Annotated in this window: 13 protein-coding genes; 8 read left to right on the top strand and 5 right to left on the bottom strand. The window is 66.2% G+C overall.

What is annotated here, in order from left to right; genetic code table 11:
• Positions 1–108: 108 nt before the first annotated feature.
• Positions 109–1,347 carry an alanine racemase gene (gene alr, locus ACFW0H_RS26605; protein ID WP_422916846.1) on the bottom strand — a complete coding sequence of 413 codons (1,239 nt, stop codon included), beginning with the start codon at positions 1,345–1,347 and terminating at the stop codon, positions 109–111.
• 348 nt (positions 1,348–1,695) lie between these two features.
• On the opposite strand from alr, the gene ctlX reads away from it, so the two are divergent.
• Genes ctlX through ACFW0H_RS26590 form a run of 3 tightly spaced genes read left to right on the top strand, consistent with a single transcriptional unit; the run spans position 1,696 to position 3,988 of the window.
• Positions 1,696–2,622, top strand: coding sequence for a citrulline utilization hydrolase CtlX (gene ctlX, locus ACFW0H_RS26600; protein WP_422916845.1), 927 nt, complete (start codon positions 1,696–1,698; stop codon positions 2,620–2,622).
• Positions 2,623–2,639: 17 nt separating this feature from the next.
• On the top strand, positions 2,640–3,683 hold the full coding sequence (gene astA, locus ACFW0H_RS26595; RefSeq protein ID WP_422916844.1) for an arginine N-succinyltransferase: 1,044 nt from the start codon (positions 2,640–2,642) through the stop codon (positions 3,681–3,683).
• Positions 3,680–3,988, top strand: a complete 309-nt coding sequence (locus tag ACFW0H_RS26590; protein WP_422916843.1) for a hypothetical protein — start codon at positions 3,680–3,682, stop codon at positions 3,986–3,988. The genes astA and ACFW0H_RS26590 overlap by 4 nt, the downstream gene beginning before the upstream one ends.
• 43 nt (positions 3,989–4,031) lie before the next feature.
• Here the strand turns inward: ACFW0H_RS26590 and mltA are convergent, their stop codons facing one another.
• Complete coding sequence (gene mltA, locus ACFW0H_RS26585) at positions 4,032–5,216, bottom strand: murein transglycosylase A (protein WP_422916842.1); 1,185 nt, start codon at positions 5,214–5,216, stop codon at positions 4,032–4,034.
• 158 nt (positions 5,217–5,374) lie between these two features.
• Here mltA and ACFW0H_RS26580 point away from each other — a divergent pair, with 158 nt between their 5' ends.
• From ACFW0H_RS26580 to ACFW0H_RS26565, 4 genes are all read left to right on the top strand, one after another.
• Positions 5,375–5,566, top strand: coding sequence for a hypothetical protein (locus tag ACFW0H_RS26580; protein WP_422916841.1), 192 nt, complete (start codon positions 5,375–5,377; stop codon positions 5,564–5,566).
• Between the two features lie 222 nt (positions 5,567–5,788).
• Entirely contained in the window at positions 5,789–7,369 is a 1,581-nt protein-coding gene (ilvA, locus tag ACFW0H_RS26575) for a threonine ammonia-lyase, biosynthetic (RefSeq protein ID WP_422916840.1), read from the top strand.
• 580 nt (positions 7,370–7,949) lie between these two features.
• Positions 7,950–9,560, top strand: a complete 1,611-nt coding sequence (locus ACFW0H_RS26570) for a 5-guanidino-2-oxopentanoate decarboxylase (protein WP_422916839.1) — start codon at positions 7,950–7,952, stop codon at positions 9,558–9,560.
• 196 nt (positions 9,561–9,756) lie between these two features.
• On the top strand, positions 9,757–10,785 hold the full coding sequence (locus ACFW0H_RS26565; protein WP_422916838.1) for a LacI family DNA-binding transcriptional regulator: 1,029 nt from the start codon (positions 9,757–9,759) through the stop codon (positions 10,783–10,785).
• Between the two features lie 110 nt (positions 10,786–10,895).
• Here the strand turns inward: ACFW0H_RS26565 and ACFW0H_RS26560 are convergent, their stop codons facing one another.
• Complete coding sequence (locus ACFW0H_RS26560) at positions 10,896–11,786, bottom strand: LysR substrate-binding domain-containing protein (RefSeq protein ID WP_422916837.1); 891 nt, start codon at positions 11,784–11,786, stop codon at positions 10,896–10,898.
• 108 nt (positions 11,787–11,894) lie between these two features.
• Here ACFW0H_RS26560 and ACFW0H_RS26555 point away from each other — a divergent pair, with 108 nt between their 5' ends.
• Entirely contained in the window at positions 11,895–12,629 is a 735-nt protein-coding gene (locus ACFW0H_RS26555) for a class II aldolase/adducin family protein (RefSeq protein WP_422916836.1), read from the top strand.
• A 178-nt stretch (positions 12,630–12,807) separates the two neighbouring features.
• Here ACFW0H_RS26555 and ACFW0H_RS26550 read toward each other — a convergent pair whose 3' ends face one another.
• Both ACFW0H_RS26550 and ACFW0H_RS26545 read right to left on the bottom strand, forming a co-directional pair.
• Positions 12,808–13,653 (bottom strand): ABC transporter permease, encoded by an 846-nt coding sequence (locus ACFW0H_RS26550; protein ID WP_422916835.1) that lies wholly within the window; start codon positions 13,651–13,653, stop codon positions 12,808–12,810.
• A gap of 6 nt (positions 13,654–13,659) precedes the next feature.
• The gene (locus tag ACFW0H_RS26545) at positions 13,660–14,496 is read right to left on the bottom strand and encodes an ABC transporter permease (protein ID WP_422916834.1); all 837 of its coding nucleotides are present in this window, start codon (positions 14,494–14,496) and stop codon (positions 13,660–13,662) included.
• Positions 14,497–14,503: the final 7 nt, after the last annotated feature.

Genomic DNA, 14,503 nt, shown 5'->3' with positions numbered 1-14,503 from the left:
TCGATGGGTATCGCAAGCTCCACCCATCCTACGGCGGCCCTGCATTTCGGCCTGGCCGCGAGCCTCGCGAATGGGGTGCGCTGCCCCGACGGGGAGCGCACCTTCCCATCACTTGGCCTTCAAAACCTTCGGATTCGAATTGCCCCAGACCGTGTAGAGGTCTGCCAACAACGCGCCGTTGATGGCTTCCAGCTCGGCCTGGGTGATCTCGTCCTTGCCCTGCTTGCCGTAGAGCACCACTTCATCGCCGGGTTTGACCCCCTGAATGTCGGTGACGTCGACCATCAGGGTGTTCATGGTGACCTTGCCGATCACCCGCGCCCGTTGCCCGTTGACCAGCACCGAAGCCTTGTTGGAGAAGGCGCGGCGGTAGCCGTCCGAGTAGCCGGCGGGAATGTTGGCAATGAGTGAGTCCCGGGTCAGGGTGTAGGTGCGGTCGTAGCTGATGCTGCTGCCGGCCGGATAGGCGTTGACCGAGGCCACTCGCGACTTGAACTGCATGACCCGCTGGAACTCCTCGTGACCGCCCACCGGGTAGCCGTAGAGGGCGGCGCCGGGACGGACCATGTCCAGCCAGCCTTCGGGGACTTCCAGAGTGGTGAAGGTATTGGCGCAGTGCAGCAGGACCTTGCTGCGGTCCAGCTTCGCCTGCTCGATCAGCCAGGTGGACTGCTCCTTGAAGCGGGCGAGGCCCTTGAGCACGTCCTCGCGTTCCTCCACCGGGAAGTGGGTCATGATGCCGACCACCTCCAGATGCGGCAGGGTGGCCATGGCCACCGCGTCCCTCTGCCCCTGGGCCGTGCCCACTTCCAGGCCATTGCGGCCCATGCCGGCCGAGTTCAGCGCCAGGTGTACCGCCACCTTGCGACCATTGCGCTGGGCCAGGGCGTCCAGCTGGCGGGCGAGTTCCAGGTTGCCGACCATTTCATCCATCCGGTAGGGCAGGGCGTCTTCCATCTCGCCCAGGCTGGCGGTGCGCAGGCGCATCAGGCGGCCCTTGAAGCCCTTTTCCCGGACGATGCGGGCTTCCTCGTTGCTGGCGACGCCGATGCATTCGATGCCCATGCCGATGGCCGAAGGCACCAGCAGGGCGATGCCGGTGCCATAGGCATCGGCCTTCATCACGGCGCAGACCTGGCTTTTGCCGTCTACCAGTTTCTGGATACGGGCGATGTTGCTCTCGAAGGCGGCCTGGTCGATCTCCAGCCAGGCATTGCTTTCGGCCATGCGCGCGGCTGCGGGGGCGTTGCCTTCGGTGGCGTCCAGCAGGGGGGCTGCGTGGGAGAGGCCGGTGCTGCCGGCCAGCGCCAGGGCGATGGCCAGGCGGGTCAGGGTGTGTCGGGTCATGTCTAGCTTCCGTTCTTGTTGATGGGACGGGCCGCCGGCGCCCTCGGGGGCCGGAAGCCCGCCCTGGAAGTCTCCTGGATGCCCCGGGGCGAAACCTGTCGTGTGAGGCCCCGCCGACGGCGGAACGGGTCGTTGCGCAGGCGTCGACGACAGCTTGCGCTGGGCGCGGCCTGGCAAGGAGCGTGGCCGCCGTACGCGCTCGGGAACGGCCCGGAAGGCCGCAGCCGAATCCGCTGTCGCGCGGCCAGTTTCGGCATTCCTGGTCGCCGGCGCGGGCCAGTTCAGCCGGGTTTGCAGCGGCGTCGACGGGAGAATGGGCCCCGTCATCCACCCCACGAAGCGGCCCCCATGCAAACCACCAATACCGTGCTGATGATTCGGCCCACCCGTTTCACCTTCAACCTGGATACCGCCGGCAACAACAGGTTCCAGCAACGGATCCTGACACCGGACGAGGCCCAGGTCCGTGCCCTGGAAGAGTTCGATGGCTACGTCGCGGCGCTGCGCGATCAGGGTGTGGACGTGCTGGTGGCCCAGGACAGCGAAGCGCCCCATACCCCGGACTCGATCTTCCCCAACAATTGGTGGAGCAGCCATGCCGACGGCACCCTGGCGCTGTACCCCATGGAGGGGCACAACCGTCGGCTGGAACGCAGCAAGGGCGTATTGGAGAACCTGCTGCACGACTACCGGATAGAGCGGGTGCTGGACTTCACCGAGATGGAAGAGCAGGGGCTGTTCCTCGAAGGCACCGGCAGCATGGTGCTCGATCGCCAGCACCACATCTGCTACGCCGGCTACTCCAGCCGGACCCACGCAAAGGCGCTGCGCCACTTCGTCGAGCAGTTCGGCTACAACCTCTGCGCCTTCCATGCCGAGGACCGCCAGGGCGTGGCCATCTACCACACCAACGTGATGATGAGCGTCGGCACCAGCCTGGCCGTGGCCTGCCTCGATTCGGTCAGCGCCAGCGGCGAGCGCACAGCGCTGGAGACCCAGCTGCGCGCCACCGGCAAGGACATCCTCGCCCTGAACTGGGACCAGCTGGAGTCCTTCGCCGGCAACATGCTGGAAGTGCACAACCGCGCCGGCGAGCCGGTCCTGGTGATGTCGCGCACCGCCTGGAACTCCCTCGGCTCCGCGCAGCGCTCCTTGATCGAGCGCCATGCCCGGCCGCTGCCGGTGAACATCGACACCATCGAGCGCATCGGCGGCGGCAGCGCGCGCTGCATGCTGGCCGAGGTGCACCTGCCGCGCAAAGCGGGCCAGGCCTGAAGGACGGAGGACAGCCCATGATCGTTCGCCCCGTTTGCCGTGCCGACCTGCCGGCCCTGCTCGAACTGGCGCGCAGCGCCGGGACCGGGCTCACCACGCTGCCGGCGGACCCGGCGCGCCTCGAACACCGGGTTGCCTGGGCGGAAAGGACTTTCGCCGGGGACGCCGAGCGGGCGGATGCCGACTACCTGTTCGTGCTGGAGAGCGATGCCGGCGAAGTGATCGGCATCTCCGCCCTGGCCGGCGCGGTAGGCCTGCGCGAGCCCTGGTACAACTTCCGCGTGGGTCTCACCGTCGCCGCTTCGCCCAGCCTCGGCATCAACCGACAGCTGCCGACCCTGTTCCTCGGCAATGACCTGACCGGCCACTCGGAACTCTGCTCGTTGTTCCTCCACGCCGACCACCGCAGCGGCCTCAACGGCCGGCTGCTGTCCAAGGCACGCTTCCTGTTCCTCGCCGAGTTCCCCGAGCTGTTCGGCCGCACGGTAATCGCCGAGATGCGCGGCTACTCCGACGAGAACGGGCTATCGCCCTTCTGGGAAGGGCTGGGCCGGCACTTCTTCAAGATGGAATTCGCCCGCGCCGATTACCTGACCGGCATCGGCAACAAGTCCTTCATCGCCGAGCTGATGCCCAGGTTCCCGCTCTACACCTGCTTCCTCCCGGAGTCCGCGCGGGCGGTGATCGGTCGTGTGCATCCGAACACCGAGCCGGCCCTGCGCATGCTCAAGGCGGAAGGTTTCGAGCACCGGGACTTCATCGACATCTTCGACGCCGGCCCGGTGATCGAATGCGACGTGGCCAAAATCCGCGCCGTACGCGAGAGCCGCGAGCTGGTCCTTAGCTTGGGCACGCCTGGCGACGATGCCGAGGTCTACCTCATCCACAACCGCCAGCTCGCCGATTGCCGCATCACCGTGGCCCCCGCGCGGGTCGCCGCCGGCAGCCTGGTGGTGGATGCGCTGACCGCGAAACGCCTGAAGCTCGACGCCGGCGCGCCAGTGCGGGCCGTCCCGCTGTCGCCGCGCAGAGCGGCCAGCGGGCAGGAGGCGGCGGCATGAGCGAGTTCCGCTTCGTCAATGGCGCGCCGAGGAAGATGCTGCTGGTGATCGAGCCCCGCTCCAGCGAGTTCTGGATCAAGAGCAAGGCCACGGTGCAGGTACTGGTGGAAGACCACGACCAGGGGCTGGCGCTGGACGTGGAGTACCTGCCCAACGGGCTGGTGATCTATGTGGAAGAGGGGCGGCAGGTGGAGGTCCGCCAGGACGGCCGCCTGCTGGGCCTGGACAAGCGTTCCAGGCACCTGGGCCAGCGGCTGAACGGCCGGGAGGAGGTCGCGGGAGACGCGCAGCTCAGGTGTTCCTGAAATGCCGTGAATCGGGGCGGTCAGGCCCCGATGGCGGCAAGGGTCAGCCTTGTGATTTGCTGGCCTGGGGCTGCGCGGCGGCGGTACTGGGCAAGGGCACGCCCTTGGGCCAGAGCAGCCAGATCTGGCCCTGCTGCTTCATGTTACCGGCCAGTTCGCCGGCTTCGGCGCCCGTGCCCCAGAACAGGTCGGCGCGCACTTCGCCGGCAATGGCGCCACCGGTGTCCTGGGCCGCCACCGGGCGGATCACCGGGCTGCCGTCTGGGCGGGTGGTGGAGAGCCAGAGCAGGCTGCCCAGCGGGATCACCTTGCGGTCGATGGCAACGCTGTAGCCGGCGGTCAGCGGTACGTTGAGGGAGCCGCGCGGGCCTTCGTTGCTGTCCGGGTTGAGGCCGAAGAACACATAGCTGGGGTTGCTCGCCAGGAGTTCGGGGACACGCTGCGGGTTGGCTTTGGCCCAGTCGCGGATCTTGCCCATGCTGACTTCTTCCTGCTTGAGCTGGCCCTGTTCGACCAGCCAGCGGCCCACCGGTCGATAGGGATGGCCGTTCTGGTCGGCGTAGCCGATGCGCAGCTGGCGACCGTTGTCCAGTTGGATGCGGCCGGAGCCCTGGATCTGCAGGAACTGCAGGTCCATCGGGTCGCTCAGCCAGGCCAGCACGGGGGCATCGACGCCATTGCTGCGGATGCTGGCGGCATCGTCATAGGGTTTGAGCACACGGCCTTCCAGACGGCCGCGCAGGCGCTTGCCCTTGAGCTCGGGGTAGAGGCCGTCCAGGGCGACCACGATCATGTCATCGGGAATGCCGTACACCGGCACGGTGCTCTGTTTGCTGCGTTTCAGGCTGCCGGCGTAGACCGGTTCGTAGTAGCCGGTGATCAGGCCCTGGGGGCTGTTGCGCGCGTTGCGCAGGCTGTAGACCTCCAGTTGTGCCTTGAACCAGGTGCGGATCTCCGCGGGGTCTTCCGCCACCTGGCCGGCGCTGGTGCAGGCAGCCGACCATACCGGGTCCTTGGCCAGCCGGGCGCAGGCCGAACGCCAGGCGCGGAAACCGGCCAGCAGGTCAGGGTCGCTGGTCGCGGGCAATTCCTCCCAGCTCGCCTTGGTGTAGGTATCGACCTTGGGCGGCTCGGGTTTCTCGGGTTCCTTGTCGCAACCGGCGACCAGGGCGAGCAGGGCGGCGACGCACAGCGCCAGCCGGCCCCGGCGAAAGAGGGGGGCAATCACGTGTTGGTGTTCCTGGGGAGTGATCCGGAGCGGCTAGCTTGGTGAATGGTGGCGCCAAGGTCAAATCAAATGGCCCGATGTATTGATCCAAGCCACTGAAATCAAAAGGAAATAATCATCTAATAGGGTGCTCGCAGCTTTTGGAGGGATCCCCTGTCGTGACTCGTACCCTGAAAAACTTTCGCAAGACCCTGGATGCCGTGGCCATGAATAACGAGGCCGCCGCCATCGCCGTGATGCGCGCTGCCGACCGTATCGGCGACGAATCCCTCAAGCAGCAACTCTTCAATGTGATCCAGCGAATGAATCAGGATGCCGCCGAGCTGCGCGTGGTCCGTGATCACGTCTGAGGAACGAATTCTTCCCATTTGTATGAAATTGCTACTTGACCTGACGGACCTGCTCCCTCTAGATTGCCCGCCATGACTAAATCCCCTTGGTTGTCCGGCCCCGCGATTATTACCGCCATTCCAGCAGTGGCGGGTTAGCCGACGACCAAACAGAAACCCGCCCTCGAGGCGGGTTTCTTCCTTCTGTCTCCTGGGCGCGAAATTCGAAACCAGGAGCCCAGCATGACCACTCTCACCGCCCAACCCGCCGACCCGCTGACCGAACGCGCTCTGGATGACCGCGAAGGCCTGCTCAAGCACTACGTGCGCAAGATCCTCGCCGCCCCGGTGTACGACGTCGCCATCGAAACGCCCCTGCAGCCGGCTCGCCAGCTCAGCGAGCGGCTGGGCAACCAGGTGCTGCTCAAGCGCGAGGACCTGCAGCCGGTCTACTCCTTCAAGATTCGCGGTGCCTACAACCGCGTGGTGCAGCTGAGCGCTGAGGAACGCGCCCGTGGGGTGATCGCCGCCTCGGCCGGCAACCATGCCCAGGGCCTGGCCCTGGCGGCGCGCGAACTGGGCGTGCAGGCCACCATCGTGATGCCGCGCACCACGCCGGAACTGAAAGTGCAGGGCGTACGTTCCCGCGGCGGCAAGGTGGTGCTCCATGGCGACGCCTTCCCCGATGCCCTGGCCCATGCGCTGGCGCTGGCGGAGGAGCAGGACCTGACCTTCGTACCGCCCTATGACGACCCGGACGTGATCGCCGGCCAGGGCACCGTGGCCATGGAAATCCTTCGCCAGCATGGGGGGAGGCTGGATGCCATCTTCGTCCCGGTGGGGGGTGGCAGCCTGATCGCCGGCATTGCCGCCTACGTGAAGTACCTGCGTCCCGAGGTGAAGGTAATCGGCGTCGAGCCGGAGGACTCAAACTGCCTGCAGGCCGCCCTCGCGGCGGGCGAACGGGTGGTGCTCAGCCAGGTGGGACTGTTCGCCGATGGCGTCGCCGTGGCGCAGATCGGCGCCCACAACTTCGAGGTCTGCCGGCACTTCGTCGATGAGGTGCTGACGGTGAGCGCGGACGAAATCTGCGCGGCGATCAAGGACATCTACGACGACACCCGTTCCATCACCGAGCCGGCCGGCGCCCTGGCCGTGGCCGGGATCAAGAAGTATGTCGAGCGCGAAGGCGTGCGCGAGCAGACCCTGGTGGCCATCGATTCCGGCGCCAACGTCAACTTCGACCGCCTGCGCCATGTGGCCGAGCGTGCCGAGCTGGGGGAGAAGCGCGAAGCGATCATCGCGGTGACCCTGCCGGAGCGGCCGGGTGCCTTCAAGACCTTCTGCCAGGCGTTGGGGCGACGCCAGATCACCGAGTTCAACTACCGCTACAACTCGGGGGACGAGGCGCACATCTTCGTCGGCGTTCAGACCCACCCGCTCACCGACCCACGCGCCGCCCTGGTGGAGAACCTGCAGGCCCAGGGCTTCCCGGTGCTCGACCTGACCGAAAACGAGATGGCCAAGATGCACATCCGCCACATGGTCGGCGGCCGTGCCGCGTACATCGGTGAGGAAAAGCTGTTCCGCTTCGAATTCCCCGAGCGCCCCGGTGCCTTGTTCAACTTCCTCGACAAGCTCGGCGGGCGCTGGAACATCACCCTGTTCCACTACCGCAACCACGGCGCCGCCGATGGTCGCGTGCTGGCCGGGCTGGAAGTCCCGGAGGATGAGAGCCACCTGATCCACGAAGCGCTGGACGAGATCGGCTATCCCTACTGGGACGAGAGCGACAACCCGGCTTGCAGGCTGTTCCTGGGCTGACCCCTTCTCGGTGAAGGATACGGGCCGCACAGCGCCCTTGTAGGGTGGACAACGCTCTTTTTGTCCACCAATCGAAGCTGGGGCGGGCACCGTTGGTGGATGTAAAGAGCGACATCCACCCTACGGCCCCCCTCGGGGAGGGATACGGAGCGCACAGCGTCCTTGTAGGGTGGACAACGCTCTTTTTGTCCACCAATCGGAGCTGCGGCGGGCACTGTTGGTGGATGTAAAGAGCGACATCCACCCTACGCACTGACTCCTCTCGGGGAAGGATACGGAGCGCACAGTGTCCTTGTAGGGTGGACAACGCTCTTTTTGTCCACCAATCGGAGCTGCGGCGGGCACTGTTGGTGGATGTAAAGAGCGACATCCACCCTACGCACAGGCGATGCTCCTCTGTAGGGGCGAATTCATTCGCCAAGGGCAGCGCAGCTGCCCCCCTCGGCGTTGCCCCCACAATCCGGCTCGTCCCTTCGCAATAAGGCAGGTCAGACAAATCCGACAAAAGCGATGTTAGCGCTAACAAGGTGGTGTTAGAGTAGCGACCATTCCTGATCGACATCCCTTTGGAGGACTGCCCATGTTGACCTGCGGAGAACTGCTGGTTGAGCTGCTGGAAGGCTTTGGCGTGGATACCGTGTTCGGTATCCCTGGCGTGCACACCGTGGAGCTGTATCGCGGCCTGCCCAATACCGCCATCCGCCACATCACCCCGCGCCATGAGCAGGGCGCTGGCTTCATGGCCGACGGCTATGCCCGCGTCTCCGGCAAGCCGGGCGTGTGCTTCATCATCACCGGCCCGGGGATGACCAACATCACCACCGCCATGGGCCAGGCCTATGCCGATTCGATTCCCATGCTGGTGATCTCCAGTGTCAACAACCGCGAGCAACTGGGCATGGGCGGCGGCCGCCTGCACGAGCTGCCGTCCCAGAGCAACCTGGTGTCCGGCGTCGCCGCCTTCAGCCACACCCTGATGCGCCCGGACGAGCTGCCGGAGGTGCTGACCCGCGCCTTCGCGGTGTTCAACGGTGCCCGTCCGCGCCCCGTGCACATCGAGATCCCGATCGACGTGATCACCGCGCCGGCCGACCATGTGCGCCGCAAGCTCGGCGCGCTGCCGAGCCGTCCGGCTGCGGCCGCCGACGCCATCGCTGCCGCCGCGGAACTGCTGAAGAACGCCAAGCGCCCGCTGGTGCTGCTGGGTGGCGGTTGCGCCGATGCCGGCGCCGAAGCCAAGCGCCTGGTGGAAGCCCTGGATGCGCCTACCGCCTACACCATCAACGCCAAGGGCGTGCTGCCCAAGGCGCACCCGCTGGCCCTCGGCTGCAACCAGGCCTGGGTGCCGGTGCGGCAGATGGTGCTGGAGTCCGACGTGATCCTGGCCATCGGCACCGAGTTGGGCGAGACCGACTATGACGTGGTGTTCGATGGCAATTTCCGCATCGAGAGCACCCTGATTCGCGTGGACATCGATGCCGAGCAACTGAACCGCAACTACCCGGCGGACGTGGCGATCCTCAGCGACGCGCGCCTGGCCATGGCCGCCCTGGCCGATGCCCTGGGCGAGCGCGCCGCCTTCAGCGCCGAAAGTGCAGGCTCGCAACGCGCCGCCGCGGTACGCGAGCAGCTGGACGCGCAGTGGCCGGAAGCCTGGAACGGTCAGCGCAAGGTCCTGGAGACCCTGCAGCAGACCCTGCCGGACCTGATCGTGGCCGGTGACTCCACCCAGCCGGTGTATTCGGGCAACCACCTGTTCGAGGCCACGCGCCCGCGCAGCTGGTTCAACTCCGCCACCGGCTACGGCACCCTCGGCTACGGCCTGCCGGCCGCCATCGGCGCCAAGTTGGCCGCACCGCAGCGCCCGGTGATCGCCCTGATCGGCGACGGCGGCATCCAGTTCACCCTGCCGGAACTGGCTTCGGCCGTGGAGGCCGGCGCGCCGATCATCGTGCTGCTGTGGAACAACAGCGGCTACGGCGAGATCAAGCGCTATATGAAGAACCGCGACATTCCCACCATCGGCGTCGACATCTACACCCCGGACTTCCAGGGCCTGGCCCGTGCCTTCGGCTGCAACGCCGAGAAGGCCGAAAGCCTGGAGCACCTGGCCGAGCTGCTGCAGACCGCCGCCAAGGCCGACCGCCCGACGGTGATCGAGGTGTGGGAGCATGCGGAGTTCCTGCAGTAATCGAGGGGTTGCCTTCGCTCATGGGTGAAGGCGAACCCATCCTTGTAGGGGCGAATTCATTCGCCAAGGGCGGCGCAGCCGACCCGGCCGATCCCGGGGGCGAACCTGCGGTTCGCTTGGCGATTGAAATCGCCCCTACAGGTTGCATACCCCGCAGGCCATAATGCGCCTCCCCGATTGGCGCCAGAGGCCAGGAATGTCCACCAAGAGCAAACCCACCCTGCAGGATGTCGCCCGTCTGGCCGGGGTTTCCGGCATGACGGTGTCGCGGGTCCTGTCCAAGCCGGACATGGTCACGGAGCAGACCCGGCAGAAGGTCGAGCAGGCGGTGCGCGAGCTGGGCTATGTGCCCAACCTGGCCGCCAGCCAACTGGTGACCCGGCGCAGCGGCATCATCGGGGCGCTGATCACCACCATCACCAACCCGATCCTCGCCACCACCATCGAGATCCTCCAGCAGGGCCTGGCCAGGGCCGGCTATCACCTGCTGATCGGTGAAACCCGATTCTCCCAGGAGGAGGAGGGCAAGCTGCTGCGCGCTTTCCTTGGCCGCCAGCTGGATGGCCTGATCCTCGCCTACGGCTATCACTCGCCGGAAACCCTCGAACTGCTGCAATCCACCGACATCCCGCTGATCGAACTCTGGGACCTGCCCGAGGGCGAGGTGCCGCGCCAGCCCGTGGGGCAGGTGGTGGGCTTCTCCAATTGGGCCGCCGGTGCCGCCGCCGGCCGCCATCTGGTGGAGTGCGGCTATCGCAAGCCGGCTTTCTTCGGCTACGACGACGACCGCGAGAACCTGCGCTTCGCCGGCTTCCGCCAGGCCGTGCAGGATGGCCTGGGCATCGAGCCGCTGCGCTTGAACACCTCGCCCGTGCCCCATATCGACGACGGCGTGGTGGTGATCCAGCGCTTCGCCCAAGGGGAGATCGACTGCGACGGGGCCTTCTTCACCAACGATATGCCGGCCATCGGTGCGCTTTTCACCTGCCAGCGCCTGGGCATTCGCGTACCGGATCAACTCGGCATCTGTGGCTTCGGCGACCTGCCCATCGCTCGGGTGGCGATGCCGTCGTTGACCAGCGTGCGCATTCCCGCCGAGCGGGTGGCCAACTCCACGGTGGAACTGCTCTGCCAGCGCATCCGTGGCGAACAGTCCTGGGAGGCGCTGGTGGATGTGGGCAGCGAGTTGGTGGCGCGGGAGTCGACGGCGCTCAAAAGGCTGTAGAGCACCTTCCTTGTAGGGGCGAATTCATTCGCCAAGCAGGCCGAAGGTCTGCCCATTGAGCCTGGAGGGGCAGCTGCGCTGCCCTTGGCGAATGAATTCGCCCCTACAGGTTATTCGCCGGTGAGCAACCACTGCGCAAACGCCCTGACCTTGGCGTCCCGGCATCCCTCCGGCATCACCAGGTAATAGTCCCCGCACACCAATGGCTCGGTGCTGGCAACCACCAGCCGGCCAGCTTCCACTTCCGGCGCCACGAAATAGCGCGGCAGTACCGTGATCCCCAGCCCGTGCAGAGCGGCGTCGAGGACGAACTGGAAGTGCTCCAGGCGCTGGCCGGGCAGGGCGTCGATCTCCTTTGGCGAGAGTCCCGAGTCCAGCAGCCAGAGCTGGGTGGAAGACTTGCCGAGGGCGGTGAGGGCGCTGTGGTGGAGCAGGGGGTAGCGCAGGATGTCGCGGCGCTCGGCTAGTGGGCCGTGACGCTGCAGCAATTCCGGGGTGCAGACGGCGACCATCTCGCCGCCCATCAGCAGGCGTGCCTCGAAGCCCGGCCAGTGGCCGTCGCCAAAGAGGATGGCCAGGTCGAAGCCCTCCAACTGCCCATAGAGCCGGTTCAGGTCGTTCATCACCTGCAGCTCGATTTCCGGGTGCAACTGCCCGTAGGCCTTCAGCTTCGGCAGCAGCCAGCGAGTGGTGAGGGAGGGCTCGGCGCCGACCCGCAGGCGCCCGGATCGCCTGGCGCTGACCCGCTGGGTGGCGGCTTCCAACTGGTCCAGCAGCGGGCTGATTTCTTCCACGTAGCGCTGGCCATCCTCGGTCAGCAGCAGGCGCTGGCGAACCTTTTCCACCAGGGGCCGGCCAAGCATCTCCTCCAGGTTCTTGATCTGCCGGCTCACGGCGCCCTGGGTCAGGCTGAGTTCCTCCGCCGCACGGGTCACGCTCATGTGCCGGGCGAAGGCGGTGAAGCAGGTCAGGGAGATCATGCTGGGCAGGTGTCGGCGCATGGAGGTTCATTACGTTTTGGAATGAGTGTCGGCAAGATAAATCGATATCCCGCGGCCAACAAGCGGACCTAGTCTCGCGCCTCACTTCACACGCCTGCGGGAGATCCGATGAACACCACAGAACAACAACTGCGCACCGACCTGGCGGCCGCCTACCGGCTGCTGGACCTCAATGGCTGGAGCGACCAGGTCTTCACCCATATCTCGGTACGCCTGTCGAGGGACGAGCCGGCGTTCCTGATCAACCAGTACGGCCTGCGCCCCGAGGAAGTCACTGCCTCCAACCTGGTACCCATCGATGTCGAGGGGAACAAGCTGGAGCCCAGTGCGCCGGAAGTGAACCCCGCGGGCTTCACCATCCACAGCGCCATCCACATGCACCGCCACGACGCGGTCTGCGTGATGCATACCCACACGATGGCGGGCATGGCCGTGGCGGCGCTGGAGGAGGGGCTGCTGCCGCTGAACCAGACCAACATGACCTTCTACAAGCGGCTCGCCTACTACGACTACGAGGGCGTACCACTGGACCTGGAAGTGCGTGGCCGCATCGTCGCCGCCCTGGGCCAGAGCAAGGCCATGATCCTGCGCAATCACGGCCTGCTCACCGTGGGCCGCAGTGTGGCCGAGGCCTACTTCCTGATGTACTACCTGAACCAGGCCTGCGAGATTCAGCTGGAGGCCATGAAGGCCGGCCGGCCGCTGGTGTTGCCGGACCACGAGGCCTGCGAATTCACCGCGCGCCAGCTGAACAACGAGCGCTATCACCTGGAAAGCGTGGACCTGGTGTGGCAGGCGGAGCTGCGCCGGCTTGAGCGGATCGATCCGTCGTTCCGCTCCTGAGGGGCCGATAGGCCTTGTAGGGGCGAATTCATTCGCCAAGGGCGGCGAAGCTGCCCCCTGATGTCCTGGAGGCCGAACCTCCGGTCCGGTTGGCGAATGAATTCGCCCCTACAGGACTCATTGCCCCAATGTGCCATCCCAAAACAAAAAAGCCCGGACGTCGTCCGGGCTTTTCGCATCAGGCCGGCGCAGTCGCCAACCTTTCTGCCGCCTCCCTGGCCCTGCGCGCCGCCAGGTACTGCAGCAGCAACCGTGCACCGAGCACCAGCAGGGTGATACCGATCAGCAGCACCGAGATGGCCGCCACGCTGGGGTCGACGTTGTCCCGCAGGCCGCCCCAGATGCGCCGGGGCAGGGTGTTGACGTCAACGCTGGTGATGAACAGGGTCACCGCCACTTCCTCCCAGGACAACGCGAAGCTGAGCAGGGCGGTGGAGGCGATACCCAGCTTGAGGTTGGGCATCACCACCAGGAAGGTGGTCTGCATCAGGCTGGCTCCGAGGTTGCGCGAGGCCAGTTCGATGCGCCGGTCGATCTGGCTCAGCGCCACCAGCATGGTCACCACGCCGTAGGGCACCACCATCACCACGTGGGCGATGATCACGCCGGGAATGGTGTCGTAGCCGAAGCCGGGGGCGATGCGGCCGAGGTTGGTCTCCATGAAGTAGAGCACCAGGGCCGAGATCACCGGCGGGATCGCCATGGGCAGCAGCACCAGGCCGATCAGCAGGGTGGCCAGGCGCGAACGCAGGTACCAGATGCCGAGGCTGAAGCTCACCGCCAGGGCAGTGGCGATGATGCTGGTGGCAAAAGCGATGCCCAGGCTCTGGAGGATGCTGGCCATCCATTCCGGGTTGCCCAGCAGGGCCTCGTAGTGGCGCAGCGACCAGTTGCCGTTGGGCATCGACAGGTAGCGCTTGCCGGTGAAGGACACCGGGATGACCGTCAGCAGCGGGAACAGCATGAAGGCCATGGCGACCGTGGCCAGCAGTCGGGTGGAAAGGCCGGTACGGTGTGTATTCATGATCGATCAGCCCACCAGTCGGTTGACACGGGTTATGCGCAGCAGCAGCCAGATCAGCGCGCTGACCAGGGCCAGCAGGACCACGCTGAGGGCGGCGCCCAGGCCCCAGTTGCTGGTCTGGAACATCTGCAGGAAGACGTACTCGGCGATCATCACGGTCTGCCCGCCGCCCAGCAGCACCGGGGTGATGAAGAAGCCCAGGCAGAACACGAAGACCATGATGAAGGCGCCCAGCAGGCCCGGCACGGTCTGCGGCAGCAGCACCTGCCAGAAGGTGCGCAGTGCGCCGGCGCCGAGACCACGGGAGGCCAGCAGCACGCGCTGGTCGAGCTGGCGCATGCTGGAGAGCAGCGGGAACAGGGCGTAGGGCACCATGAAATGGAGCATGCCGATGACCACGCCCGTTTCGTTGCGGGTCAGCTGCAACGGCGAGTCGATCAGGCCCAGGCCCATCAGCCCGCCGTTCAGCACGCCATTGCTGCGCAGGGCGATCAGCCAGCCGAAGGCCCGCACCAGCACCGAGATCCAGAACGGGATGAAGATGCAGATCTCCACCATGCGTTGCCAGAACGGCGGGCTGAATATCCAGCAGTAGGCCAGCAGGTAGCCGATGACCAGCGCCAGGCTGCTGACCGTGAGGCACAGGCGCAGGGTGCGCCAGAGCATGTCGTGGATCGCCGGGTCGGTGGCGATGCGCTGGTACTGCTCGATGCCGGGCTCCGGCAGGGTGAAGCTCCAGCCCACCACGCCGAGGAACGGCAGCAGGTAGAAGACCACCAGCAGCAGGGGCAGGGGGATCAGCAGCAGGCTGCGCTCCAGGTTGGCGGAGTGGGTGGTGCTCATGGGCGTC

This window comes from Metapseudomonas cellulosilytica (assembly GCF_049334135.1).
Lineage (GTDB): Bacteria > Pseudomonadota > Gammaproteobacteria > Pseudomonadales > Pseudomonadaceae > Metapseudomonas.
Note: the sequence above shows the minus strand (reverse complement) of the source record. Positions and strands in the feature narration are given on the sequence as shown.